Origin of the sequence: Pseudomonas sp. HLMP (assembly GCF_046365545.1) — a bacterium.
Taxonomy (GTDB): Bacteria; Pseudomonadota; Gammaproteobacteria; order Pseudomonadales; family Pseudomonadaceae; genus Aquipseudomonas; species Aquipseudomonas guariconensis_B.
The window spans coordinates 1,699,716-1,723,741 of sequence record NZ_JBDLLR010000001.1; the positions used below are offsets into that span (position 1 = coordinate 1,699,716).

Genomic DNA, 24,026 nt, shown 5'->3' on the forward strand with positions numbered 1-24,026 from the left:
CATTTTACCCATGAACACTGAATCCGGAATCCATGGGTTACGTAGGCAAAGCAATCTACTGTCCATGCTCACATATTGGTCGCCGACTGTGGGGGGAACTGAAAAATTGTGTTGGTGAGTAAATATCCATGAAATATTCATTCGTGCGCCCTCACCACTATCTTAGCCCTGGCCTTGCTTTTTTCAGTGATACCTTGGTTAGGGAAATAATCGATGTCTAGGGAAAGAACAGATCCTTGCGGGATGTCTGCTTTGAAATGGAGAATCAGCCCTCCTGGGATGAGGTGGCAGGTCGGTTGTACAGATAGTCTCTCAGCAGTATTGGAGAAGCTGTTGTAGTAACGCAAATGCGCAGACCATCTACTTTGGCCGAGAACAAAACCACGCAGCAGTACAGTGATCTCTCCATAACTGACAGTTTCGGTCGGCCCGGTTTGGATGATAGTTCCCCAGTCTGGGTGCGCCCAAACTGTGTGGCTATGGATGCTGCTGTCTAGTCCATTGATACCAAATTGCTTAGTATCTTGGTGAGATATTCGTATCGGCGTGTAATAAGCCGCATGCCAGTTTTCCAGTTCTTCGCTTAATGTCTTGAAGGCGGGCAGTTTTTTTGAAGCGTCCAAAGACAACTCTGAGCGCTCTTCACCATCATTCAGTCGTGTTCCAAATGCGCTGCGTGCAGCCCATAGCTCCATTGGTGTATGTAAACGCTCAGTGGCCTTGGCATGTAATGCCAACCCTGCGGCCAAAACTGATGCGCCCACCAAAACAATGAAAGCTGCTTTCCACCCCGCAAATGGAATGAGGAATGTTGGGCCAGCGATGGCCAGGGTACCCTCCAATATCATCGCCGAACCAATAGCTGCCGAGAAACCGGCGGCAACGGTCAAGCGGTAGGCGATCTCGTCGCCGTTCTGTGACTGTCTACGGGCCTTCAGTATATCTGAAGCCAGCCCAAGTATGATCCCTGGATACCCGGCTGCTCTCGCAAATAGATTGCTACTCGCGGCCTGTGCAAGTCCGTTACCGAATGCCGACCCTGGTAAGATGCTGCCTAGCCTCGCCATCACAGCTGTTTGTGCGGATCGGGTCGTGATAAGAGTCGCAGAGGCTGCGCCTATCACGCCAGCGATTGCAGACGCAAACCCAGTCGTATATTCCGGTGCCGAGCTTTTCTGCACATTCGCATAAGCCACTTTCAGGTTGATAAGGTTGAACCAAAGCACGCCCGCATTCAGCCCCGCACCCGCCAGAGATCGGAGTATTGCCGCTATCTTGGGTTTGACGTACTGGGTCGTGGTCATTTCCAGGGTAACCGTTCGGCTACCGCTGATGCGCAGCTGTTTCATTTCCTCGACCTGCGCCATACCAGACTCCAGGTATTGCGTTACTGCCTGACTGAGGCTGCTTTGACGAAGAGTCTGGTCCGTGATCCTGTAGCGAGCTTTCAAAAGCCCCAGTGCCTTTTCGGCGTTGGCCTCTTGCGCGGCGGCGATTATGCGTTGGCTGAAAGAGCTACTTGCATTCCACCGGGTCTTGCCCTTCAACCGTTTTAAAACAACCGTATTGACAGCCTGTGCCGTAAGATCGGTTACATCGGCGACGGCTGGAAAACGACCCGCCACTACTTCGATGGTGCTGTCGCTCGCGCCGATCAGCGTACCGGCTGCATCGGGTTTATCGTTGAGCGGATTGAAGGGGGCCAATGCCAGGTACAAAGGACTGTCGTGCTGGTCCAGCCATTTTTCCAGGCGCTTGAACCGTAGATCCTGCTCCTCCGTACCCGGTGATGGCTGGCTCATGCTGTTCAGCATCAAGGCAAGGGTGACTTCCAGTCCGCGAGCGCTGAGGGCATTGTCGCGGTCGTAACTGGCGATGGCCGCTGCCAGGCTTTTAGGGTCATCGATATGAGCGTTTTCCGCAGTGGCCAGCCAAGTATCATGGTCTGCACTGGCGATCAGAGCCTGCCTCTGCAGATCGCGCAATTTGGATTCCTGAATTTCGCGCTCGTTTATGAATGCCTCATAGCGGGCCCTGTCGATGCGCTGCGCCAAACGGGCGCCAAGTGGTGAATGGCGCTCGTTGGTCAGCACATTGTAGCGCGTCAAGCCTGGTGGCTGAGGCGAACCAGTGGCTCGTTCATGCTGCTCGGCTTGTACTCTCGTTGCCTGAATCAGGTCTGGCGCACTTGGGGGATAGAGCGTCTCCAGTGTTCTTTCCAGCAACATGGCTACCAGGCTCTTGTGGTGGAATTCCTGGCTCTGTTGGCAGATTCGTCCCACATCCAGTTGGTAGCAGGCAGGAATCGATTCCCGAGTCTGCGCATGGATGGAACGTGCGGGATGCTCCCTCGCCGATACGTCACTCAGTGCATGTCGATAGGCATTGGCCGACAGTCCAAGGTCCAGGGAAATGCCCTCTGCATCATTGAGCGCGACGACGGCGGGTACCCTGGGTTGAGCGTAGGGGTAGTGGCGTACGATACCCGCCAAGTTAGCAACATGCAGTGTTTCCGGACATGGATGGCTGCTCCACCGCAGGTCCATGCGCAGTGCATTGGGCTTGAAATCCTCGACCCAGTCCTGCAGAGCTCTGATGGGCAGAACGTGTGCCTGGCTGGAAGCGGTACGCTCTCCTGAAATCAGCTCCGATATATTCAGAGCACGCATATGGCGCTTGCGTGAAGCGACAGACGTCATGACCTGCGCGGACATCGCATTGCTCCACAAGTGCGAGCTGTAACCGATCCATACTTCCCGGGCGGTGTCTTTGCAGGTGTCCGCCCAGACCCAGCCTATGGATTTGCCGGTGGTATATCGATCACGACGCTGATAGTCCTCAAGGCCCTTGTATGTGAGCTCACGATAAAGACCTGCACCGTCGTATTCATGAATGACGAGTTTTTCGCCAAGAGGACCTTTCATGAAAACGTAGATGTAGCCGGCACGCAGCGATCGGAGGGTATAGGCACAGTGCTGCAGTGGGGCGAAATCATGCTCGAGCCGAAAGCCTGAGTCGGCGTAGCGTAAATGGGCGGCGTCACGCGCTTTCGGAACGACGGCGTAGCGGATTGGCAGTATGGGAATACGGGCACTGCAGGCAGGACCAGAGAGAGTGCTGACAGTCGAGGAATCAGTTGGCATGTGGCTCTCTCCAGATTGTGCGCTGACAAGCGAAGAGGCGAGGGCAGGTTACTGACAGCGAAATGAACAGCAGGCCGTACTGAGGCATGGAAGACTCCTTGTCCCGCTGTCTCCTTCATTCGAAGTTGAAGTCTTGTGCGCGGGACAAGAAGCTTAATGATGGGCTTATGGTGAATCTTCCCCTGAGCTTCCTAACGTTGCGTAGGAAGTTTCTCTAATTTCAACGAATCGCCGGTTTTTCACGTGCCTGCCACAACACCTCGGCCACCCCCTGCCGCCGCCCGATAATCCGTGCGGCCACGAAGAGCAAGTCCGACAACCGGTTGATGTAGGCCAGGCCAACCCCTTCCAGCGGCTCGATGGCATTGAGCTGCTGGCAGCGCCGCTCCGCGCTGCGTGCCTGGCTGCGGCAGACATGGGCCTGGGCCACCAGTGCCGAGCCGCTGGGCAGGATGAAGTTCTTCAACGGCCCCAGCTCCTCGTTCCAGCGGTCGATGGCCGCTTCCAGTCGTTCCACCTCGGCCTGGTCCAGGGCCTGGTAGCTCGGCATCGCCAGTTCTCCGCCGAGGTCGAACAGCCGGTGCTGGCAGGGCGCCAGGACCTCGGTCAGCTCCTCCAGCCCGTGTTCGGCCAGGCCTGCCAGCAGCAGGCCGAGCTGGCTGTTGAGGCTGTCGACCTCGCCGATCGCCTCGATCCGTGGATGGTCCTTGGGGACCCGGCGGCCGTCGCCCAGGCCGGTCTCGCCCTTGTCGCCGGTGCGTGTGTAGATTTTCGACAGGCGGTAGCCCATGTCATGCCTCCGTCTTGGCCGGCGCCGCCGGCGCGGGCTGGCTCAGGGGCAGGCGCAGAGTGAAACAGGTCCCCTGGCCAGGTGCGGAGTGCACCTCCATCTGCCCCTTGTGGTTGTTGGTGATGATGAAGTACGAGACCGACAGGCCAAGCCCGGTGCCCTGGCCGATCTCTTTGGTGGTGAAGAACGGCTCGAAGGTCCGCTTGCGCACGCCCTCGGGCATGCCGATGCCGTTGTCCTCGACCTGGATTTCCGCCCAGGGCGGGTTGAGCCGGGTGCGCAGGATGATCCGTCCCGGCTCGCAGGGCTGCGGGCGCAGGTGAATGGCCTGGGCGGCGTTCTTCAGCAGGTTCAGCAGCACCTGTTCCAGTTCGTTGGCCGTGCAGGGCACCGGCCCCAGGTTGGGGTCGAACTGGCGGACGATGTGCTGGCCCTTGAAGTCGAAGCCGATGGTCAGGTCGAAGTCGTTGCCGGCGATCTCCACCGCCTGGTCGATCAGCGCCGGCAGGTCGCAGGGCACCAACTGGCGGTTGCTGCGGCGGCTGAAGCTGAGCATGTGGGTGACGATCTTCGCCGCCCGTGCGCCGGCCTGCTGGATGCCGTCGAGCAGTTGCGGCACCTCGCGGCTTTCCAGGTAGCGGTTGACGCCGTCCAGGTCGACGCCGAGCTCCTCGGCCTGCGCTTGGTTGCGCGCCAGATCCGGTGACAGGCGCCGGCGGATGTTCTGCACATTGTGCAGGATGGCGCCCAGCGGGTTGTTGATCTCGTGAGCCATGCCGGCGGCCAGCCCGCCGACCGACAGCATCTTCTCCGACTGCACCATCATTTCTTCCAGCGACAGGCGCTGGGTGATGTCGTCGATGCGGATCACCACGCCGCGCCCGCCACCACCCATCAGGGGGTAGAAGGTCAGGGCATAGTGGCGTACATCGTCGCCCTTGGGCCAGGTGACCCGCTCGATCTTCGCCACCCGATGCTTCTCCACGCTTTCCTTGAGCTGTGGCAGGAACGGCTTGAGCGGCTCGAAGGCGATGAAGATTGGCTGGTTCAACGCTTCGTCCAGCGGAGTGCCGGAAAGCACCGTGGCCTCGTGGTTCCACTGGGTCACGTAGAGCTGTTCGTCCAGGGCGATCAAGGCCGAGGGCATCGAGTCGATGATGCTGTTGAGGTAGTTCTGGAAGCCTGTGAGTTTCTTCTCGATCTTACTGCGCACCTGGACTTCCAGTTCCAGCTTGCGGTTGGTGTGGCGGGTTTCCTCGGCCAGGCCCTGGGCTTGGTCGTAGGCCATCTGGAACTCGTCACGGGCATTCTTGAGCTGTTGCTCGCGGGCCTCGATGCGCGAAAGCATGGTGTTGAAGGCCTCGGCCAGGCTACCGATCTCGTCGTCATTGCCACGCTGGGCGCGCAGGGCGTAGCTCTCTTCGCGGGTGACCTGGCGGCTCAGCTCCTCCAACTGATTGATCGGCTGGGTGATCAGGCGCTTGATCTGCCGGGCGATGAGCAGCCACAGCAGCACGCTGAACACCAGGATCGCCAGGCTGGCGGTCAGGGTGCCGGTGTAGAAGGCCGTCGGCAGTTCGCTGCTGGCCACCAGCAGCAGGTGCGCCGGTGGGCTGCCGGCACGGGGCAGGCGAATCAGTTGGGTATTGCGAAACTCCATCAGGCGCCAGCCGTCGATGTTGCGATAGCGCTTGGGCAGGGCCAGGGGCTCGCCGTGCTGCAACTGCGCGAGCATGCGCCCGTCGCTGGCATAGAGCGCGGCGGCGCGCAGGGGAGAGTAGCTGTCGAGCTCCTTGAGCAGCGCCGTGGCGGCCTCTGGCGAGTCGCCGGCGCGCGCCGAGAGCTGCGGGTTGGACACCAGGCGGCCGATGGTCTGCAGGGCCTGGGGCGCCATGCTTTCCTGGGTGATCCAGTAGGCGGCGCTGATGAACGCCAGGTTGGCCACCAGCAGGATAGTGACCAGCAGCACCAGTAGGGCTGCCAGCAGTTTCTGTCCGACTGGGAGGTTTTCCAGGCGTTGGCGCAGGGTCATGGGCGAGGCAATGTCCACTCGTTGAAGAGGCGGCGTCAGTCGCTGGGCAGGCCGCGGGCCTGCAGTCTATCGACCAGACTCCGGTGCAGGTGTTCCAGGTGCGGTACGGCCAGGCCGTGGCGGGTTGCCGCCCGGCAAGCGTGGCCGAGCAGGTAGTGCACCTCGGTGCGGCGGCCATGGCGCACGTCCTGGTACATGGAAGAGTAGTTGGCCGCGGTGGCCAGGATCACCCGCTGCACTTCCTCGTCCAGGTCTTCGGCGGCCTGGGGCTGGCCGCAGCGGCGCAGCAGTGCCTTCAGTTCCGTGCACAGTGTGTCGACCTCGCCGAGGTGTTCCAACAGGCCGCCATTGTGGCAGTCGTGGAGCACGGTGAGGGGATTGATCGCACAGTTGAGGGCCAGCTTGCGCCACAGGCGCGGGAGGATGTCGACCGTCCACTGGGCCGCAATGCCCGCATCCTGCAGGTCGTCGAACCACTCCGGTACGCCGGGGTTGAGCGGGTCGCCCAGCCAGTTGAAGCCGTGGCCGGCGAAGCGCACCCGCCAGTCCGCCTCGCGGAAGGCGCCCTCGGTGCTGGAGGCGAAGATGCAACGGGCGTGCGGCACCTGCTCGGCGACTTCGTCCTGGCTGCCCAGGCCGTTCTGTAGCAGCACCAGTTCGGCGCCCTCGGCCAGGCGCGGCGCCAGGCGCGCCACTGCCGGTGCGGCGTCGTAGGCCTTGCACGCCACCAGCAGGCGATGGATCGGCCCGCCGGTGGCCGCGTCGGTCTCGGCGGGGATCGCATAGTGACTGGCCTGGTCGTGCTCGACCAGGGTGAGGCCACCGGCCGCCTGGTACGCCGCCAGGCGACGCTCGTCGCGCAGGATCAGGCGGACCGCCTTGCCGGCGCGGGCCAGCCGGCAGGCCCAGAGGCTGCCGAGGCTACCGGCGCCGAGAATATGCCAGGTGCTGCTCATCTGTGTTTCGCAACCCGTTATAATGTGCCCGCATTTTAACCGTCTGACCCGGCGCGCGCCCCTACCGAGCGCGCTTTTATTTTTGGAGAACAACCATGCCTTCGTTCGACGTGGTATCGGAACTGGACAAGCACGAAGTCACCAACGCTGTGGAAAACGCGGTGAAGGAACTGGACCGTCGCTACGACCTCAAGGGCAAGGGCAGCTTCGAGTTCAAGGACAAGGAGCAGACCGTGCTGCTGACCGCCGAGGCGGACTTCCAGCTCGAGGCGATGATCGAGATCCTGCGCCTGGCCCTGGTCAAGCGCAAGATCGACGTCAAGTGCCTGGAGGTCAAGGACGCCTATGCCTCGGGCAAGGAAATGAAGCAAGAGGCCAAGTTCCGCGAAGGTATCGACAAGGACCTGGCCAAGAAGATCGTCGCCACCATCAAGGACGCCAAGCTCAAGGTCCAGGCGGCCATCCAGGGCGAGCAGGTGCGCGTCACCGGCAAGAAACGCGACGACCTGCAGGAAGCCATCGCGCTGCTGCGCACCAAGGAGTTCGACATGCCGCTGCAGTTCAACAACTTCCGCGACTGACCGGCAGGCGGCCAGGAACCCTGATGGCGCCGTGATGTCCATCGCTTCCATGGCCGCTGAAATCCTCGCGGCCTGCTTATCGTGTACTTGCCGTTCGGCATCAGGAGATGAATATGGATTTGAACGCTGAAGTCGATCAGCTGGTCCGTCAATCGCAGACCTGGGTTCCCTTGATCATGGAGTACGGCAGCCGCGTGCTGCTGGCGCTGCTGACGCTCGCCGTCGGCTGGTGGATCGTCAACAAGGTCAGTGCCCGCCTGGGCGCGCTGGTCGGCATGCGCCATGGCGATGCGGCCTTGCAGAGCTTCATCAGTTCCCTGGCCAACATCGTGCTCAAGGTGCTGCTGTTCGTCAGCGTGGCCTCGATGATCGGCATCGAGACCACCTCGTTCGTCGCCGCCATCGGTGCGGCGGGCCTGGCCATCGGCCTGGCCTTGCAGGGCAGCCTGGCGAACTTCGCCGGCGGTGTGCTGATCCTGCTGTTCCGTCCGTTCCGCCTGGGTGACTGGATCGAGGCCCAGGGCGTCAGCGGTACCGTCGACAGCATCCAGATCTTCCACACCGTGCTGCGCACCGGTGACAACAAGACGGTCATCGTGCCCAACGGCAGTTTGTCCAACGGCATCATCACCAACTACAACCGCCAGCCCACCCGCCAGGTGATATTCAATGTCGGCGTCGATTACGATGCCGACCTGCAGAAGGCCCGCGAGGTGTTGCTGGAGCTGGCCAAGGACCCGCGGGTGCTGCCTGATCCGGCGCCGGCGGCGGTGGTGTCCGAGCTGGGCGACAGCTCGATCACCGTTTCGCTGCGTATCTGGGTCAAGACCCCGGACTACTGGAGCGTGATGTTCATGCTCAACGAGCAGGCCCGCGACCGGCTCAAGACTGTGGGAATCGACATCCCGTTCCCGCAGCGGGTGATCCGCGTGGTGCAGGAGGCTGCCGTGTCGTAAGGGCCTTCGAAGGTCCGCTGAACAGCCGGGGCCGCTACGCGCCCCTTGGCAGGCAAGCCCGCTTCTACAGAGGCCGAGTCGATCACACGATGTGATGTGCACGGCCATGTAGGAGCGGGCTTGCCTGCCAAGGGCGCGCGAGCGGCCCCGATCCCATTCACCTCATTACACTTGTTCACAGCCCCGCACGGCCATTTCTGGCATACAGGCTGTTCCCCGCCGTTCCAACCTGACGTCCATCATGAAACCACTGCTGTATATCTCGCCCCTGCGGGCCCTGCTGTTCGGCCTCACCCTGGCCCTGTTCGAATTGCTGACCTACCTTGCCAGCGACGCGGTCATGCCTGCCATGCCGGTGGTGGTCGACGATCTGGCCGCCAGCCCCGAATTCATTCCCCACGCCCTGAACCTGTACCTGCTCGGTGGCGTGCTCCTGCAATGGCTGATCGGCCCACTGGCCGACCGCTATGGGCGACGTCCGCTGTTGCTGGCCGGCTGCGCCTTCTTCGGCCTGGCGTGCCTGGCCACCTACTGGGTCCATGACATCAGCTTGTTCAACGTGCTGCGCCTGCTGCAGGGCGTTGGCCTGGGCTTCGTGGTCACTGTCAGCTACCCGGCGCTGAACGAGGCGTTCAGCGAGGCCGATGCGGTCCGCATGATGGCGTTGCTGGCCAATATCGCCCTGCTGTCACCGCTGCTCGGCCCACTGGTCGGCACCTTGCTGCTGCAGTGGCTCGACTGGCGCTGGCTGTTCCTGGCTTTTGCCGCCGGCGCGGTGCTGACCTGGCTGCTGCTGTACCGGCTGATGCCGGAAACCCTGGGCGTGGAGCGCCGCGACGGCTCGCGCCTGGCGTTCACGCCGATCCAGCTGCTGCCCTTGCTGTTCGGTTATGGCCAATTGCTGGCCAACCGCCGCTTCGTTGCCGGCAGCGCGGCCCTGGGCCTGGTGGGCCTGCCGCTGATCGGCTGGATCGGCCTGTCGCCGGTGCTGCTGATCCACGACGAGGGGCTGAGCACGATGGAATACGCGCTGTGGCAGTTGCCGGTATTCGCCGGGCTGATCCTTGGCAACCTGATCATCAACCGCATCGCCGACCGCTACCCGCTGCCCAGCCTGGTGCGTGGGGCCCTGTGGCCCTACCTGGCGGGCTTGTGCCTGATGGTGCTGGCGACCTGGTACTGGCCGACGGTGACCAGCGTGGTGGCGGGGATGTCGCTGTACGCCCTGGGCCTGGGCGTGGCCAATGCGGTGCTGTACCGCATGACCCTGTTCGCCAGTGAGCAGAGCAAGGGGCTGGTGTCGGCCATGCTGGGGATGATCACCATTGCCCTGCTGGGGCTGGGCGGTGCGGTGCTGGCGATGCTGGGGGCGGGGGCGAGCCTGCTGCACTTCGCGCTGGGGGCGGGCGTTGCCGGTGCGCTGGCCCTCTGGCCGCTGTGGTTCGTGGTGGGTGGGCGCCAGGACGAAGGTGCCGTGGCGCAGTGACCTAGGGAAAAGCGGCCCTGCGTCAGGGCCGCTCGGCTGCGGAACTCTCCACCGGCTCCTGCTTGCCGGGCCCCACTTCCTGCCGCCACTGCAGGGCGATCAGGATCAACGTCGGCACGCCCAGCAGGGCCGTGATCAGGAAGAAGTCGTGGTAGCCGAACTTCTCCACCAGCACGCCGGAGTAACCACCGATCAAACGTGGCAGCAGCAGCATGATCGAGCTGAGCAGGGCGTACTGGGTGGCGGAGAACTTCAGGTTGGTCAGGCTCGACAGGTAGGCGACGAACGCCGAGGTGGCCAGGCCGGAACTGAAGTTGTCCAGGGAGATGGTCACCACTAGCATCTTCAGGTTCGGCCCCATGTCGGCCAGCATCAGGAACAGGATGTTGGTCGCCGCCGAGGCGGCGCCACCGATGAACAGGATCGGCAGGATACCGAAGCGCACGATCAGCAGGCCGCCGGCCCCGGCGCCGACCAGGGTCATGATGAGGCCGAAGATCTTGCTGACGCTGGCGATCTCGTCCTTGGTGAAGCCCATGTCGATGTAGAAGACATTGGCCATCACCCCCATCACGGTGTCCGACATGCGGTAGGTGGCGATCAGGCCGAGCAGCAACAGGGCTTGCCAGCGGTAGCGCAGGATGAAGTCGTTCACCGGTGTCAGCACCGGCGCCAGGCCACGCCGGCCCAGGGACGACAGGCACGCCCAGGTCAGCAGGACATAGAGCAGCAGGCGCAGGAAGGCGCGGTCTTCGAGCAGCAGGTCGAGCGGGGTCGCGTCGCCGGACACCACGCTGCCCCAACCGGTGTTGAACAGTTGGGTGAAGCTGGCCGGCACCGACACCAGCAGGATGATCAGCACGAACACCGACGCCAGTTGGTGAACCAGCCCGTAGCGCGCTGCCGACAGTTGGGTGCGCAGGGGCACGGGGGGCTCGCGCATCACCAGGGTGGTGAACACCGCCGGCAGCATCAGCACGCCGAACAGCACATAGGTACCGGTCCAGGCCTTGTGCAGGTAGCTGAAGCCGGTGGAGCCGAACCATTCGGCGAAGAACAGCGCGCCGGCGGTGGCGAGCAGGGCGGCGACCCGGTAGCCGGCCATGTAGCTGGCGGCCAGGGCCGCCTGGCGCTGGTCGTCGGCGATCTCCAGGCGGTAGGCGTCGACGGCGATGTCCTGGGTGGCCGAGGCGAAGGCCACCAACACCGCCAGGGCGATCAGCCACGACAGGTGCTTCTGCGGGTCGCACAGGCCCATGCCGACCAGCCCCACCACCACCAACACCTGCGACAGCAGCAGCCACGAGCGGCGTCGGCCGAGGCTGCCCAGTACCGGCAGGCGCCATTGGTCGAGCAGTGGTGACCAGACCCATTTGAAGGCATAGGCCAGGCCGATCAGGCTGGCGTAGCCGATGGTCTCGCGGGCCACGCCGGCCTCTCGTAGCCAGACGGAGAGTGTGGAGAACACCAGCATGTAGGGCAAACCGGCGGCAAAGCCAAGCAGCAGGAGCACCAGGGTCGATGGGCTGGCATAGGCAGCGAGCGCAGCGCGCCAGGTTTTACGGGGCATGGGCCAACATCTGCCTCAAGTTTGCGAAAACAAAACGCGCACTCTAACCGCTGTGCTCCATTGGACGCCAGCCATGACGCGACATATCCACACGATTATTGGCCACATTGACGCCTTCTGCGCGCAGCCTGGCCCGCTGTTCGTCGCCCGATGGCGTGCCCAGCGCCAGGCTCAGTCGACCGCCGGCCCCCAGCACCCGGTGCCAGGGCAGGCGGGTATCCGGCGGCAGTTGCCCAAGGGTACTCCCGACCCAGCGCGCCGCCCGCCCCAGGCCCGCCAGTTCGGCCAATTGGCCGTAGCTGACCACCTTGCCGGCAGGGATCTGGCCCAGCACGGAATACAGCGCCATTCGTCGGGCCTCGGCATCTTCCGGGGGGACGCGAGAGTTGCCGGACATCAGGGCTGCCCTGGCCTGGAGATGAAAACGGACAGGCGGTCGTGGCAAATGAGAGTGGAACTCAACGGCATGGTCTGGGTCTGTCCTTGCTCTGGTCGTGGGTATCTGGATAATGCCCGGCTTTTTTCGTCAAATCGAACCCGTAGTCCGCTTATGTATTCTAGAACCTTGCTTTGCCTGATCGTCGCCTCCCTCTGTGCCCCTGCGTTCGCCGATACCGTGTGGATGAAGAACGGCGACAGGCTCAGCGGCACCATCAAGGTGTTCGATGGCGGCAAGCTGCTGCTGGAAACACCCTACGGCGGCGCCATCGCCCTGGACTGGAAGCAGGTGCAGACCCTGGAGAGCGACCAGGAGTTGCTGGTCAAGCAGGACGCCTACAACGGCGAGAAGACCAAGTCGCTCAAGGCCGCCGAGCCGGGCAAGGTCACCCTGGCCAATGGCGATGTGCCCAAGACGGTGGAGTTGACGAGCATCGAGCAGATCATGAAGCCCCGGCCGCTGGTCGAGGATTTCCTGTGGAAGGGCAACGTCGACCTGGCCATGGACTACAAGCGCGCCGAGAACGACACCGACGACTACGACGTGAGTTTCAAGACCACCGCCCGCCATGGTCGCTGGCGGCACAACGCCGAAGGCGAGTACAACCGCGAGACCAAGGACGACATCACTACCACCAACAACTGGAGTGCCGAATACGCCCTGGACCGTTTCATCACCGACAAGTGGTTCTGGCAGGGCCGGCTGGAGTACAAGCGTGACCACATCGAGGACCTGGCTCGCCAGCGCACCGTGGGTACCGGCCCTGGCTACCAGTTCTGGGACGACGAGTTGGGTGCCTTCTCCCTCGGTTCGCTGATCAACCGTACCGACTTCGAGTACCGGGACGGCGGCAAGGACAACTTCTATGCCGCCGCGGTGAAGTGGGACTACAACCGCTACCTGATCGGCAAGAGCGTCCAGCTGTTCACCAACGGCGAGTTCGGCAAGCCCCTGGGCGGTGTGGCCGACTACTCGCTGGATGCGGAGGTGGGCCTGCGCTACAAGGTCACCGAGTGGGCCTCGCTCAACCTCAAGGCGGAGAAGGATGTCATCAGCGGCACCCGCGACAGCGACCTGGACAAGACCCGCTATACCGCCGGCTTCGGGGTCACCTGGTAGCGGGCAGCCGCAAGCTCCGAGCCGCAAGCTGCAAGAAAAAGCGGGTGTAGCGCCCAATACCGGTCAGTCAAGACTTTCCATGTGGGGCTGCAACGCAGCCCAATGTCGCTCAACTGGCTGGCATCGGGTGGAGCCCCCACTTTTGGCAACACACCGCCTTGCTTTTTCTTGCAGCTTGTAGCTTATAGCGGGTAGCTGATTTCCATTCGCCAGGAGCCCTGTAGTGAGTACCAACGCCAACCGTCCCGCCCGGGAACTGCTGCTCAAGGAGTACCGCGGTGTTCTCTCGACCCACTCCAAGTCCATGCCGGGTTACCCCTTCGGTTCGGTGGTGCCGTACTGCCTGGATGCCCAGGGCCACCCGCTGATCCTCATCAGCCGTATCGCCCAGCACACCCACAACCTGCAGAAGGATGCCAAGTGCTCGCTGCTGGTGGGCGAGCGCGACGCCGAGGACGTCCAGGCCGTGGGCCGCCTGACGGTGATGGCCGAGGCGCGCAAGCTCACTGACGCAACTGCCATCGAGGCGGCAGCCGAGCGCTACTACCGCTATTTCCCCGAGGCCAGCAACTACCACAAGGCCCACGATTTCGACTTCTGGGTGCTGGAGCCGGTGCGCCATCGCTACATCGGTGGCTTCGGCGCGATCCACTGGCTCGACCAGGTGACCCTGCCCAACCCGTTCGCCGGCAAGGCCGAAGCGAGCATGATCGAACACATGAACAGCGACCACGCCAATGCCATCGCCCACTATGTCGAGCTGACCGACCTGCCGCGCACCGCAGCGGCCGAGATGGTCGGCATCGACAGCGAGGGCATGCACCTGCGTATTGGCCAGGGGATCTACTGGCTGGCTTTCCCGACGACCTGCAATACGCCGACACAAGTTCGCGAAGCCTTGGTTTTGCTGGCTCGCGCCGAGCAATGGCCGGCTTCGACTGAAGTCGAGGGTTGAAATAGCGAGCGCACGCATCCATCTGATGGTCTTACTGGAAGGTTGTCTTCCGCCGAGGATCCCTTGATGCGTGCTTTTTTATTGCTGTTCCTGATTTTCCCGGTGCTGGAGCTGTTCGTCTTCGTCAAGGTCAGCGCCGCCATCGGTTTCTTCCCGGCGTTGCTGCTGATCATCGCCGGTTCTGCCCTGGGTGTGCTGGTGATGCGTCTGGCCGGGTTGGCCACCGCCCTGCGCGCCCGTGAGAGCTTGCAGCGTGGCGAGCTGCCCGCCGAGGACATGTTCCAGGGCCTGATGCTCGCCGTCGGCGGTGGCCTGCTGTTGCTGCCAGGCTTCATCAGCGACGTGCTGGGCCTGCTCTGCCTGCTGCCGTTCACCCGCCACCTGGCTGCGCGCAAGCTGCGCCAGCGCGCCGAAGCCCAGGCCATGCGCCAGCGGGCGTTCCAGGACGATCCGTTCCAGGCCCGGCCGGATGCCGGTCATCGTCCCAACGTGATCGAGGGCGAGTACGAGCGTCGCGACAACAAGTAGATACCCACTCGCGGCGCTCCGGTATCCCGGCAAACCCGCTCCCCCAGGTTCGGCGCTGACCTCGAGCAAGCGCTGGACCGGGGGAGCGGGTTTGCCACGAATGGGCCAGTGAAAAATCCGTTGCCGGGCGATTCGGTGAAAAATTTTCTCGGAGAAGCCTTGTAATTGATTTTGCCGACCACATGTATGGGTCACCGCAAGGTTTCTGGTGGGTTTCCACCAGACATGACACAGAGGGTTCGCCTGGTGCGAGCCCTCACCGGCTACGCCGGAAGCCTCAACCCGCCGGTGTCGACACCGGCCGATGAAAACCACACTTTGGGAGAGATCGACAATGAAGCTTCGTCCTCTGCATGACCGCGTCGTCATCCGTCGCAGCGAAGAAGAATCGAAAACCGCTGGCGGTATCGTCCTGCCGGGTTCGGCCGCTGAAAAACCGAACCGCGGCGAAATCGTCGCCGTCGGCACCGGTCGCATCCTGGACAATGGCGAAGTGCGCGCACTGGCCGTGAAAGTGGGCGACCAGGTGGTTTTCGGCCCTTACTCGGGCAGCAACACCGTGAAGGTCGATGGCGAAGACCTGCTGGTGATGAGCGAGAACGAAATCCTCGCCGTCATCGAAGGCTGATCAACCCCGGTTTCCGTTATTCCAGAAGAATTCAAGGATTAAACGATCATGGCTGCTAAAGACGTAAAATTCGGCGATTCCGCCCGCAAGAAAATGCTCGTTGGTGTCAACGTCCTGGCTGACGCGGTAAAAGCGACCCTGGGCCCGAAAGGCCGCAACGTGGTCCTGGCCAAGAGCTTCGGCGCGCCGACCATCACCAAGGACGGCGTTTCCGTCGCCAAGGAAATCGAGCTGAAGGACGCCTTCGAGAACATGGGCGCCCAACTGGTCAAGGAAGTCGCTTCCAAGGCCAACGATGCTGCCGGTGACGGCACCACCACCGCTACCGTCCTGGCCCAGGCCATCGTCAACGAAGGCCTGAAGGCCGTTGCCGCCGGCATGAACCCGATGGACCTCAAGCGCGGTATCGACAAGGCCACCGCCGCCATCGTCGCCGAGCTGAAGAACCTGTCCAAGCCGTGCGCCGACTCCAAGGCCATCGCCCAGGTAGGCACCATCTCCGCCAACTCCGACACCTCCATCGGTGAAATCATCGCCGAAGCCATGGAAAAAGTCGGCAAGGAAGGCGTCATCACCGTCGAGGAAGGTTCGGGCCTGGAGAACGAACTGTCCGTTGTCGAAGGCATGCAGTTCGACCGTGGCTACCTGTCGCCATACTTCGTCAACAAGCCGGACACCATGGTTGCCGAGCTCGAAAGCCCGCTGCTGCTGCTGGTCGACAAGAAGATCTCCAACATCCGCGAACTGCTGCCGGTGCTGGAAGCTGTCGCCAAGGCCGGCCGTCCGCTGCTGATCGTCGCCGAGGACGTCGAGGGCGAAGCCCTGGCCACCCTGGTGGTCAACAACATGCGCGGCATCGTCAAGGTCGCGGCCGTCAAGGCACCTGGCTTCGGCGACCGCCGCAAGGCCATGCTGCAGGACATCGCCACCCTGACCGGCGGCCAGGTCATCTCCGAGGAAATCGGCCTGACCCTGGAGTCCACCACCCTGGAGCACCTGGGTAACGCCAAGCGCGTCATCCTGTCCAAGGAAAACACCACCATCATCGACGGCGCTGGCGCCGACGCCGACATCGAGGCTCGCGTCAAGCAGATCCGTGCCCAGATCGAGGAAACCACCTCCGACTACGACCGTGAGAAGCTGCAAGAGCGCCTGGCCAAGCTGGCTGGCGGTGTTGCCGTGATCAAGGTCGGTGCCGGCACCGAAGTCGAGATGAAAGAGAAGAAGGCTCGCGTCGAAGACGCCCTGCACGCCACCCGTGCAGCCGTCGAAGAAGGCGTCGTGCCTGGCGGCGGTGTCGCCCTGGTGCGTGCCCTGCAAGCTGTCGCTGACCTCAAGGGTGACAACGAAGACCAGAACGTCGGTATCGCCCTGCTGCGTCGCTCGGTCGAAGCCCCGCTGCGCCAGATCACTGCCAACGCTGGCGACGAGCCGAGCGTGGTGGCCGACAAGGTCAAGCAGGGTTCGGGCAACTACGGCTACAACGCTGCTACCGGCGAGTACGGCGACATGATCGAGATGGGTATCCTGGACCCAGCCAAGGTCACCCGTTCGGCGCTGCAGGCCGCAGCTTCGATCGGTGGTCTGATGATCACCACCGAAGCCATGGTCGCCGACCTGCCGGAAGACAAGCCGGCTGCAGGCATGCCTGACATGGGCGGCATGGGTGGCATGGGCGGCATGATGTAAGCCAGCCTCACCCGCTGCACATGAAGAAGCCCCGCCTCGTGCGGGGCTTTTTCATTGTGGCTGCCCGGGGATATTCCGCTGTTCGGCCTTGGGGCTGCTGTGCAGCCCATCGCCGGTACAGACACCACAAGACCGTTGCTCCCACATGCCCCTGCGAACCCCATCATCGTGATCGACTCGAACCCTGTGGGAGCGGGCTTGCCCGCGAATGGGCCGCGCAGCGGCCCCAAGGCTGGCGCCTCGGCCACGATGGCCGTAAGCTGCGCCTGCCGCGCCCCGCGAAAGCGCCGCACAGGAGACCCCGATGCGCATTCTACTGGTTGAAGACAACCGCGATATCCTCGCCAACCTGGCCGACTACCTGGGCATGAAGGGTTATACCGTCGACTGTGCCCAGGACGGTCTGTCCGGGCTGCACCTGGCCGCCACCGAACACTACGACCTGATCGTCCTCGACATCATGCTGCCCGGCATCGATGGCTACACCCTGTGCAAGCGCCTGCGCGAGGACGCCCGCCGCGACACCCCGGTGATCATGCTCACCGCCCGCGACCAACTGGACGACCGCCTGCAAGGCTTTCGCTCCGGCGCCGACGACTACCTGCTCAAACCCTTCGCCCTGTCGGAGCTGGCGGCGCGCATCGAGGCGGTGCTGCGCCGTTCCCAAGGGGGCGGCCGGCGGACCCTGCAGGTCGCCGACCTCAGCTACGACCTCGACACCCTGGAGGTCACCCGCCAGGGGCGCCTGCTCAAGCTCAACCCGGTCGGCCTCAAGCTGCTTGCCGTCCTGATGCAGAAGAGCCCGCACGTGCTGCGCCGCGAAGTGCTGGAAGAGGCCCTGTGGGGCGATGACTGCCCCGACAGCGACAGCCTGCGCAGCCATGTGCACCAGTTGCGCCAGGTGATCGACAAGCCGTTCGACAAGCCCCTGCTACACACCGTACATGGCGTCGGCTACCGCCTCGCCGAGGGTCGCGATGGAGTTTAAGCAGAGCCTCGCCCAGCGCATCATCATCGCCTTCGCGCTGATGAGCGCCCTGGTCGCCGGGGCCTTCGCCTTCGGTATCGTCGCCACTGTCCACCTGGTCGAGGAGCGGCTGATCTCCGCGGTGCTCGGCGGGGACCTGCAGCGCCTGCTGCGCATGGACAGCATCAGCGACTGGAGTCACCGGCCGCGCCCCGACCAGTTGTTCTACTTCAGCGGCGGTCGCGACGACTTCGAACTGCCCAAGGACCTGCGCCACCTGGAACCAGGCTTTCACGAAGTGTTTCGCGACCAGCTGTCGTACCACGCCATGGTCGAGGTGGTCGATGGCCGCCACTACGTGCTGCTGCAGGACCAGAGCGATTTCGAGGAGCGCGAGCGGGTGTTGTTCGCGGTCGTGGTGGTGGGCTTCGTGCTCAGCCTGGCGCTGGCGGTGATCCTCGGCTGGCTGCTGGCCCGGCGGGTGATGGCGCCGGTGATCCGCCTGGCTCGCCAGGTCCGTCACCGTGACCAGTTGCTCGGCCTGGCGCCACCCTTGGCGCCGGACTACGCGGCGGACGAGGTCGGCCAGTTGGCGGCGGCCTTCGACGATACCCTGGGCCGGCTGCGCGACGCCTTGACCCGTGAGCGGTTGTTCACCAGCGATGTCAGCCATGAGCTGCGCACCCCGCTGATGGTGCTGGCCACCTCCTGCGAGCTGTTGATGGAGAACCCGGCCCTGGACAGCCGTTCCCGCAACCAGGTAGAGCGCATCGCGCGGGCGACCGAAGAAATGCGCGAGCTGGTCAAGACCTTCCTGATGCTGGCCCGGGCCCAGCGTGACGAGGGGGCCATCGCCTCGCGGGCGACCTTGTGCGAGGTCGCCGACGACCTGATCGGGGTCTGGCGCGACACCATCGAGCAGAAGGGCCTGACCCTCTACTACGATGGCCGCGTCAGTGCCAGCCCGGTGCTGTACAACGCCACGTTCCTGCAGTCGGTGATGGGCAACCTGTTGCGCAATGCCGCCCACTACACCGACAGCGGCTACATCCGCCTGAGCCTGGAGCCCAACGGTTTCAGTGTCGAGGACAGCGGTGTGGGGATCCCCGAGGAGCAGCGCGAGGCAATGTTCCGCCCCTTCGTGCGCGGCGACGAGCGCCGGGGCGAGGGGCTGGGGCTGGGGCTTTCGCTGGTGCAGCGGATCTGCGACGACCAGGGCTGGCGGGTCACCCTGACGGCCACATTGCCCCATGGTTGTCGCTTCCAGGTGGACCTGAGCCAGGGCAGCGCACCGGCCCCAGACACCGAGACGCGCGACCAGTCACCTGCTTCCCGGTAACTTTCTGAAAAATCCTACGGTGCATCTGACAGATTTTTCACACTTGCATGACCTGATTCCAACGTGCAGCTGCCTAAAGTCGGCGCACTGGAATCAGGAGATGTTCAATGCGAGGCCCCATCAAACTTGAATTTTCCGAGAAGTACGACGAGCAGCATGCCCGCGAATACTTTCTCAAGCACCAGGATGGCTTGGCGCGTCGCCTCTCTCACCACCGTGACGAACAGCTGGCCAGGCGTGCCCTGGCGCTGGCTGGCGAACCGGGCCTGGTCCTGGACCTGCCGTGCGGTGCCGGCCGTTTCTGGCCATTGCTGGCAGAAAAGCCCAACCGGGTGATCATCGGTGCCGACAATTCCGAGGCGATGATCGAGACAGCCTGTGCCTCGCAACCGCCAGAGGTGGTGGCACGGGTACGGCCTTTGCAAACGTCTGCCTTTGCCATCGACCTGCCCGACAACGCGGTAGACAGCATTTTCTGCATGCGGCTGTTCCACCACATTGGCGAGGCGGCCCATCGCAAGACGATTCTTTCGGAGTTTCAGAGGGTTAGCCGCGACAGCGTGATCCTGTCGCTGTGGGTGGATGGCAATTTCAAGGCATGGCGGCGCAGGAAACTCGAGCAGCGACGCAAGAGCAGGGCAGAGCAGGGCAGCTACCAGAACCGTTTCGTGTTACCGGTGGACACGGTCGAAGAAGAATTCGTGACAGCCGGGTTCAGAATTCAGGAACGTCTGGACTTCTTGCCGTTCTATGCCATGTGGCGAGTGTATGTGTTGCGCAAAGGGTAGGTTTGCATGGCTGTAGCCGAAAATAGAATGTCGCGGTTCGAGTATTACTGGCAGCAGCAGGGCGAGTGGGTCGAGGAGCCCAACCAGCGCCGCGGCGGCGAGAGTGGCGTGCAGCGCCTGAACGACGAACGCGGGCAAGTGCTGTATGCCAAGCGCCAGGTCGGGCATATCTACCGGAGCCTGCTGCATCCGTTCGGCCGGCCGACGGTGCTGCGCGAGCTGGATGCCCTGCACAGTTTCGAGCGGCTCGGTGTGCGTGTGCCGCGCATCGTCTTCGCCGGTGCCAGGCGGGATGACGATCGCCAATGGCGTGCCCTGCTGGTGAGCGAGGCCCTCGATGGCTTCGTCGAACTGGATACCTGGCATGCCGAAGGGGCCCGGGAGCGTTATCCCCAGGCCGTGCATGAACGCATGCTCAAGGACCTGGCCGACAACCTGGCGCGCATGCACCTGGGGCATTGGCAGCATGGTTGCCTGTATGGCAAGCATGTCTTCGTCAAGGTCAGCGGCGAAGGCGAGCGCGCCCGAGCCGAAGTGGCCCTGCTGGACCTGGAGAAGTGCCGGCGGCGTATCCGCTGCCAGCGCGCGGCCTACAACGACCTGCGTCAGTTGCGGCGCCATTCGTCACTCAATGAAGCGGAATGGCAGACACTGCTCTACTTTTACCAGATGGCGTTTGGCAGCGCTGTCAAAGGGTTAGAGCAATGAAACTAGAAATCGCTCGAGCTTTGTTCCTGTTGGCTGCCCTGGCGGTGACCACGGCGGCGGTGGCGGCCTGGGAAGAACCGCGGCCAGCAGTGTTCAGCAAGGCAGAGATGGGCGGGCAGTGTCCCTTGCCTCGGGTAGTGGTCAAGCAGCAGGTCCAGGCCCAGCCGGACCACGACCTGTTGTTGTTCCTGTTCGGCCTGCGCCAGGGGCTGCGGCCGCTTGGTTGAGCGAGCGCTCATCTACCTCAGCGGGCTGCAAAGCAGCCCCGGAGGTAGATGAGCCCCCCTCAGCGGGCCTGCACCTCGCGTTTCTCTCCCGCCGCCACCGTCCGGTGCGCCAGCAACGTATAGATGCAGGGCAACACGAACAAGGTGAACAGCGTGCCGATGGACATCCCGGTCGCGATCACCATCCCGATGTCGAACCGGCTGACCGCCCCGGCGCCGCTGGCCAGGATCAACGGCACCATGCCGAACACCATGGCCGCAGTGGTCATCAGCACTGGCCGCAGACGAATGGCCGCTGCCGCCTCGATCGCTTCGCGAACGCCCAGCCCTTTCTCCTCGCGCAACTGGTTGGCGAACTCGACGATCAGGATCCCGTGCTTGCTGATCAGCCCGATCAGGGTCACCAGGCCCACCTGGGTATAGATGTTCATGCTGGAAACCCCGAGGAACAGGGGCAGCAGCGCGCCACAGATCGACAGTGGCACCGTCACCAGGATCACCAGCGGATCGCGGAAACTCTCGAACTGCGCCGCCAGCACCAGGAAGATGATCGCCAGCGCCAGGCCGAAGGTGACCCACAGCGCGCTGCCTTCCTGGACGAACTGTCGCGCCGCCCCGGCATAGTCGAAGGAGAACCCCTCCGGCGCCTCCTCCCGGGCGATCGCCTGCACGGTCTGGATCGCTTCGCCCATGCTGACCATGGGCACGCCCTGGATGATCGCCGAATTCAGTTGTTGGAACTGGTTGAGCTGACGCGGACGGGCGCGATCGCTCAGGGTGATCAGGGTCGACAGCGGCAGCAATTGGCCCTGGTCGTTCTTCACGTAGTAGTTGTTCAGCCAGCCGGGATTGTCACGAAACGGCCGTTCGACCTGGGAGATCACCTTGTAGCTGCGGCCTTCGAGGGTGAAGCGATTGATCTCCGCCTCGCCCAGCAGGGTCGCCAGGGTCCCGCCCAGGATATCCATTGAAACGCCCATTTGCGCGGCCTTGGCCCGGTCGATGTCGACCACCACCTCGGGTTTGTCGAAGGCCAGGTCGATGTCGAGGAAGGCGAACTTGCCCGAGGCCTGGGCACGGTCCTTGACGCGCTGGGCCACCTCCAGCAGCGCCGCATAGTCGCCGGCGGTGTTGATCACGAACTGGAATGGCAGGCCCTCGCCGGTGCCGGGCAGCGAGGGCAGGTTGAAGCCGAAGATCTGCAGGCCGCCGATCTCCTCCAGCTCGGCCTGCACCAAGGGTAACAGCTCCATCTGGGTACGCTCGCGCTCGTTCCAGGGTTTGAGCAGGAACCCGCCGATACCGGTCTGTACGCCGTTGAAGCCGTTGATCTGGAACGATGAGTAGTACTCGGGGAAGCGCTTGAACAGCGGTGTGAACTCATCGGTGTAGGCGTTGAGGTAGTCGAGGTTGGTCGGCTGCGGCGAGTTGCTCATCATGAAGATCACCCCCTGGTCCTCGTCCGGCGCCAGTTCGTTGTGGGTGAACATCAGCAGCACCGGGATCAGGCACAGCACGATCACGGCGAACACCAGAACCACCGGACGACTCTCCAGGGTGCTGTGCAGCAGGCGCTGGTAGCGGTCCTTGAGGCGGTCGAAGATCAGGTCCAGACGATGGGCCAGGCCGCTGGGGTTCTGTTCGTGGCGCAGCAGCAGGGCGCACATCATCGGTGACAGGGTCAGGGCGACGATGCCGGAAATGATCACCGCGCCGGCCAGGGTCAACGCGAACTCCTTGAACAAGGCCCCGGTCAGGCCCTCGAGAAAGCCGATGGGGGCATACACCGCAGCCAGGGTGATGGTCATCGACACCACCGGCATGGCGATCTCCCGCGCGCCCTCCAGGGCAGCTTCGAAGGGCGTCTTGCCTTCCTCGATATGGCGGTGGATGTTCTCCACCACGACGATGGCGTCATCCACCACCAGGCCGATGGCCAGCACCATCGCCAGCAAGGTCAGCAGGTTCAGCGAATAGCCCATCACCTGCATGAAGAACAGCACGCCGATCATCGACAGGGGGATGGTCACCACCGGGATCAGCACCGAGCGCAGGGCGCCGAGGAACAGGAACACCACGACGATGACGATCAGCACCGCCTCGCCGAGGGTCTTGATCACCTCGTCGATGGAGGCCTGGATGAACAGGGTGGCGTCGTAGGCGATGGACACCTTGAGGTTAGACGGCAACTGGCTTTCCAGGTCGGGCATGATCCGCCGCACTTCCTTGATCACCTCCAGCGGGTTGGCCGCTGGGGTGGCCTTGATGCCGATGTACACCGAGGGGATGCCATCGAACGAGCTGACCGTGTCGTAGTTCTCCGCGCCCATCTCGACCCGTGCCACATCGCCCAGCAGCACGCGGCTGTCGCCTTCGGTCTTGAGGGGCAGGGCGGCGAAGGCCTCGGCGGATTTCAGTTCGGTGGCGGCGTTGATGCTGGTGACCACGTACTCGCCCTTGACCTCGCCGGCGGCGGAGAGAAAGTTGTAGCGCCGTACCGCGTCGGTCACGTCGGTGGCCGAGAGGCCGAAGCCGGCCAGCCGCACCGGGTCGAGCCAGATACGCATGGCGAACACCTGGTTGCCGAGGATTTCCGCCTCGGCCATGCCCGGCAGGGTGGCGAGCTTGGGCTGGATCACCCGCGACAGGTAGTCGGTGATCTGCGGGTTGTTCATCTGCTGGCTGTAGAAGCTGATGTACATCAGCGCCGAGGCGTCGGCCGCCTCCTTGCTCAGCACCGGGTCCTCGGCGTCCTGGGGCAGTTCGTTGCGTACCTCGTTGGCCTTGGCCAGCAGTTGGGTGAACAGGCGGTCGCTGTCGGCGCCGATGCGCGCGTAGACGGAGATCACCGAGAAGTTCTGCCGGCTCACCGAGGTCATGTAGTCGATGCCGTCGGCGCTGGCCAGGCTTTGTTGCAGCGGCTGGGTGATGTAGCCCTGGATGGTTTCGGCGTTGGCCCCGGGGTAGGCGGTGGTCACCGTGATCAGGGCATTTTCCATCTGCGGGTACTGGCGGATCTGCAGCTTGCTCCAGGCCTGGAAACCGAGCAGCAGGATCAGCAGGCTGACCACGCTGGCCAGGACCGGGCGGCGGATGAACGGGTCGGTGAACGCCATACCTGCCTC

General features: G+C 63.3%; 20 protein-coding genes. 13 read left to right on the top strand and 7 right to left on the bottom strand.

The genetic code is table 11. The features are described 5' to 3' along the window. Positions 1-137 precede the first annotated feature (137 nt). The 4 genes from ABFA30_RS08045 to ABFA30_RS08060 all read right to left on the bottom strand — a co-directional run bounded on the left by ABFA30_RS08045 (position 138) and on the right by ABFA30_RS08060 (position 6,921). A complete protein-coding gene (locus ABFA30_RS08045; RefSeq protein WP_410045319.1) occupies positions 138-3,143 on the bottom strand; it encodes a T6SS effector BTH_I2691 family protein in 3,006 nt (1,001 codons plus the stop codon). 220 nt (positions 3,144-3,363) lie between these two features. Then, positions 3,364-3,933 (bottom strand): cob(I)yrinic acid a,c-diamide adenosyltransferase, encoded by a 570-nt coding sequence (locus ABFA30_RS08050; RefSeq protein ID WP_253081758.1) that lies wholly within the window; start codon positions 3,931-3,933, stop codon positions 3,364-3,366. 1 nt (position 3,934) lies between these two features. Further along, on the bottom strand, positions 3,935-5,965 hold the full coding sequence (locus tag ABFA30_RS08055) for an ATP-binding protein (RefSeq protein WP_225789381.1): 2,031 nt from the start codon (positions 5,963-5,965) through the stop codon (positions 3,935-3,937). Between the two features lie 35 nt (positions 5,966-6,000). Then, the gene (locus ABFA30_RS08060) at positions 6,001-6,921 is read right to left on the bottom strand and encodes a putative 2-dehydropantoate 2-reductase (RefSeq protein ID WP_253081759.1); all 921 of its coding nucleotides are present in this window, start codon (positions 6,919-6,921) and stop codon (positions 6,001-6,003) included. A 95-nt stretch (positions 6,922-7,016) separates the two neighbouring features. Between ABFA30_RS08060 and ABFA30_RS08065 the strand changes: the two genes are divergently transcribed. The 3 genes from ABFA30_RS08065 to ABFA30_RS08075 all read left to right on the top strand — a co-directional run bounded on the left by ABFA30_RS08065 (position 7,017) and on the right by ABFA30_RS08075 (position 9,944). Beyond that, positions 7,017-7,502 carry a YajQ family cyclic di-GMP-binding protein gene (locus ABFA30_RS08065; RefSeq protein ID WP_225789379.1) on the top strand — a complete coding sequence of 162 codons (486 nt, stop codon included), beginning with the start codon at positions 7,017-7,019 and terminating at the stop codon, positions 7,500-7,502. A 113-nt stretch (positions 7,503-7,615) separates the two neighbouring features. Continuing rightward, positions 7,616-8,458, top strand: coding sequence for a mechanosensitive ion channel family protein (locus ABFA30_RS08070; RefSeq protein WP_225789378.1), 843 nt, complete (start codon positions 7,616-7,618; stop codon positions 8,456-8,458). Between the two features lie 241 nt (positions 8,459-8,699). Continuing rightward, on the top strand, positions 8,700-9,944 hold the full coding sequence (locus tag ABFA30_RS08075; RefSeq protein ID WP_410045320.1) for an MFS transporter: 1,245 nt from the start codon (positions 8,700-8,702) through the stop codon (positions 9,942-9,944). A 22-nt stretch (positions 9,945-9,966) separates the two neighbouring features. Here ABFA30_RS08075 and ABFA30_RS08080 read toward each other — a convergent pair whose 3' ends face one another. Both ABFA30_RS08080 and ABFA30_RS08085 read right to left on the bottom strand, forming a co-directional pair. Next, a complete protein-coding gene (locus ABFA30_RS08080; protein WP_225787975.1) occupies positions 9,967-11,514 on the bottom strand; it encodes an AmpG family muropeptide MFS transporter in 1,548 nt (515 codons plus the stop codon). Positions 11,515-11,557: 43 nt separating this feature from the next. Then, positions 11,558-11,911, bottom strand: a complete 354-nt coding sequence (locus tag ABFA30_RS08085; protein ID WP_410045321.1) for an MGMT family protein — start codon at positions 11,909-11,911, stop codon at positions 11,558-11,560. A 153-nt stretch (positions 11,912-12,064) separates the two neighbouring features. Here ABFA30_RS08085 and ABFA30_RS08090 point away from each other — a divergent pair, with 153 nt between their 5' ends. The 10 genes from ABFA30_RS08090 to ABFA30_RS08135 all read left to right on the top strand — a co-directional run bounded on the left by ABFA30_RS08090 (position 12,065) and on the right by ABFA30_RS08135 (position 20,901). Then, entirely contained in the window at positions 12,065-13,072 is a 1,008-nt protein-coding gene (locus tag ABFA30_RS08090; protein WP_225787977.1) for a DUF481 domain-containing protein, read from the top strand. Positions 13,073-13,295: 223 nt separating this feature from the next. Further along, complete coding sequence (locus tag ABFA30_RS08095; protein ID WP_253080345.1) at positions 13,296-14,027, top strand: HugZ family protein; 732 nt, start codon at positions 13,296-13,298, stop codon at positions 14,025-14,027. A 66-nt stretch (positions 14,028-14,093) separates the two neighbouring features. Further along, complete coding sequence (locus ABFA30_RS08100) at positions 14,094-14,555, top strand: FxsA family protein (protein ID WP_225787979.1); 462 nt, start codon at positions 14,094-14,096, stop codon at positions 14,553-14,555. A gap of 334 nt (positions 14,556-14,889) precedes the next feature. Next, the gene (locus tag ABFA30_RS08105; protein ID WP_225787980.1) at positions 14,890-15,183 is read left to right on the top strand and encodes a co-chaperone GroES; all 294 of its coding nucleotides are present in this window, start codon (positions 14,890-14,892) and stop codon (positions 15,181-15,183) included. A 48-nt stretch (positions 15,184-15,231) separates the two neighbouring features. Then, positions 15,232-16,872, top strand: coding sequence for a chaperonin GroEL (gene groL, locus ABFA30_RS08110; RefSeq protein ID WP_225787981.1), 1,641 nt, complete (start codon positions 15,232-15,234; stop codon positions 16,870-16,872). Positions 16,873-17,176: 304 nt separating this feature from the next. Next, on the top strand, positions 17,177-17,860 hold the full coding sequence (colR, locus tag ABFA30_RS08115) for a two-component system response regulator ColR (RefSeq protein ID WP_186553893.1): 684 nt from the start codon (positions 17,177-17,179) through the stop codon (positions 17,858-17,860). After that, positions 17,850-19,178: a sensor histidine kinase gene (locus ABFA30_RS08120; protein ID WP_225787982.1), complete on the top strand. Its 1,329-nt coding sequence runs from the start codon at positions 17,850-17,852 to the stop codon at positions 19,176-19,178. Before colR ends, ABFA30_RS08120 begins: the two co-directional genes overlap by 11 nt. 107 nt (positions 19,179-19,285) lie before the next feature. Continuing rightward, a complete protein-coding gene (locus ABFA30_RS08125) occupies positions 19,286-19,966 on the top strand; it encodes a class I SAM-dependent methyltransferase (RefSeq protein WP_225787983.1) in 681 nt (226 codons plus the stop codon). Positions 19,967-19,972: 6 nt separating this feature from the next. Continuing rightward, complete coding sequence (locus ABFA30_RS08130; RefSeq protein ID WP_225787984.1) at positions 19,973-20,674, top strand: lipopolysaccharide kinase InaA family protein; 702 nt, start codon at positions 19,973-19,975, stop codon at positions 20,672-20,674. Beyond that, positions 20,671-20,901: a hypothetical protein gene (locus ABFA30_RS08135; RefSeq protein WP_225787985.1), complete on the top strand. Its 231-nt coding sequence runs from the start codon at positions 20,671-20,673 to the stop codon at positions 20,899-20,901. Before ABFA30_RS08130 ends, ABFA30_RS08135 begins: the two co-directional genes overlap by 4 nt. Before the next feature lie 59 nt (positions 20,902-20,960). Here ABFA30_RS08135 and ABFA30_RS08140 read toward each other — a convergent pair whose 3' ends face one another. Next, on the bottom strand, positions 20,961-24,017 hold the full coding sequence (locus tag ABFA30_RS08140; protein ID WP_225787986.1) for a multidrug efflux RND transporter permease subunit: 3,057 nt from the start codon (positions 24,015-24,017) through the stop codon (positions 20,961-20,963). Positions 24,018-24,026: the final 9 nt, after the last annotated feature.

Bases quoted from the DNA above. Each gene is read 5' to 3' on its own strand.
- ABFA30_RS08045 (WP_410045319.1), bottom strand. From the start codon at position 3,143: ATGCCAACTGATTCCTCGACTGTCAGCACTCTCTCTGGTCCTGCCTGC.
- ABFA30_RS08055 (WP_225789381.1), bottom strand. From the start codon at position 5,965: ATGACCCTGCGCCAACGCCTGGAAAACCTCCCAGTCGGACAGAAACTG.
- ABFA30_RS08120 (WP_225787982.1), top strand. From the start codon at position 17,850: ATGGAGTTTAAGCAGAGCCTCGCCCAGCGCATCATCATCGCCTTCGCG.
- ABFA30_RS08135 (WP_225787985.1), top strand. From the start codon at position 20,671: ATGAAACTAGAAATCGCTCGAGCTTTGTTCCTGTTGGCTGCCCTGGCG.
- ABFA30_RS08100 (WP_225787979.1), top strand. From the start codon at position 14,094: ATGCGTGCTTTTTTATTGCTGTTCCTGATTTTCCCGGTGCTGGAGCTG.
- ABFA30_RS08080 (WP_225787975.1), bottom strand. From the start codon at position 11,514: ATGCCCCGTAAAACCTGGCGCGCTGCGCTCGCTGCCTATGCCAGCCCA.
- ABFA30_RS08105 (WP_225787980.1), top strand. From the start codon at position 14,890: ATGAAGCTTCGTCCTCTGCATGACCGCGTCGTCATCCGTCGCAGCGAA.
- ABFA30_RS08085 (WP_410045321.1), bottom strand. From the start codon at position 11,911: ATGTCCGGCAACTCTCGCGTCCCCCCGGAAGATGCCGAGGCCCGACGA.
- ABFA30_RS08125 (WP_225787983.1), top strand. From the start codon at position 19,286: ATGCGAGGCCCCATCAAACTTGAATTTTCCGAGAAGTACGACGAGCAG.
- groL (WP_225787981.1), top strand. From the start codon at position 15,232: ATGGCTGCTAAAGACGTAAAATTCGGCGATTCCGCCCGCAAGAAAATG.
- ABFA30_RS08070 (WP_225789378.1), top strand. From the start codon at position 7,616: ATGGATTTGAACGCTGAAGTCGATCAGCTGGTCCGTCAATCGCAGACC.
- ABFA30_RS08060 (WP_253081759.1), bottom strand. From the start codon at position 6,921: ATGAGCAGCACCTGGCATATTCTCGGCGCCGGTAGCCTCGGCAGCCTC.
- ABFA30_RS08090 (WP_225787977.1), top strand. From the start codon at position 12,065: ATGTATTCTAGAACCTTGCTTTGCCTGATCGTCGCCTCCCTCTGTGCC.
- ABFA30_RS08140 (WP_225787986.1), bottom strand. From the start codon at position 24,017: ATGGCGTTCACCGACCCGTTCATCCGCCGCCCGGTCCTGGCCAGCGTG.
- ABFA30_RS08075 (WP_410045320.1), top strand. From the start codon at position 8,700: ATGAAACCACTGCTGTATATCTCGCCCCTGCGGGCCCTGCTGTTCGGC.
- colR (WP_186553893.1), top strand. From the start codon at position 17,177: ATGCGCATTCTACTGGTTGAAGACAACCGCGATATCCTCGCCAACCTG.
- ABFA30_RS08065 (WP_225789379.1), top strand. From the start codon at position 7,017: ATGCCTTCGTTCGACGTGGTATCGGAACTGGACAAGCACGAAGTCACC.
- ABFA30_RS08050 (WP_253081758.1), bottom strand. From the start codon at position 3,933: ATGGGCTACCGCCTGTCGAAAATCTACACACGCACCGGCGACAAGGGC.
- ABFA30_RS08130 (WP_225787984.1), top strand. From the start codon at position 19,973: ATGGCTGTAGCCGAAAATAGAATGTCGCGGTTCGAGTATTACTGGCAG.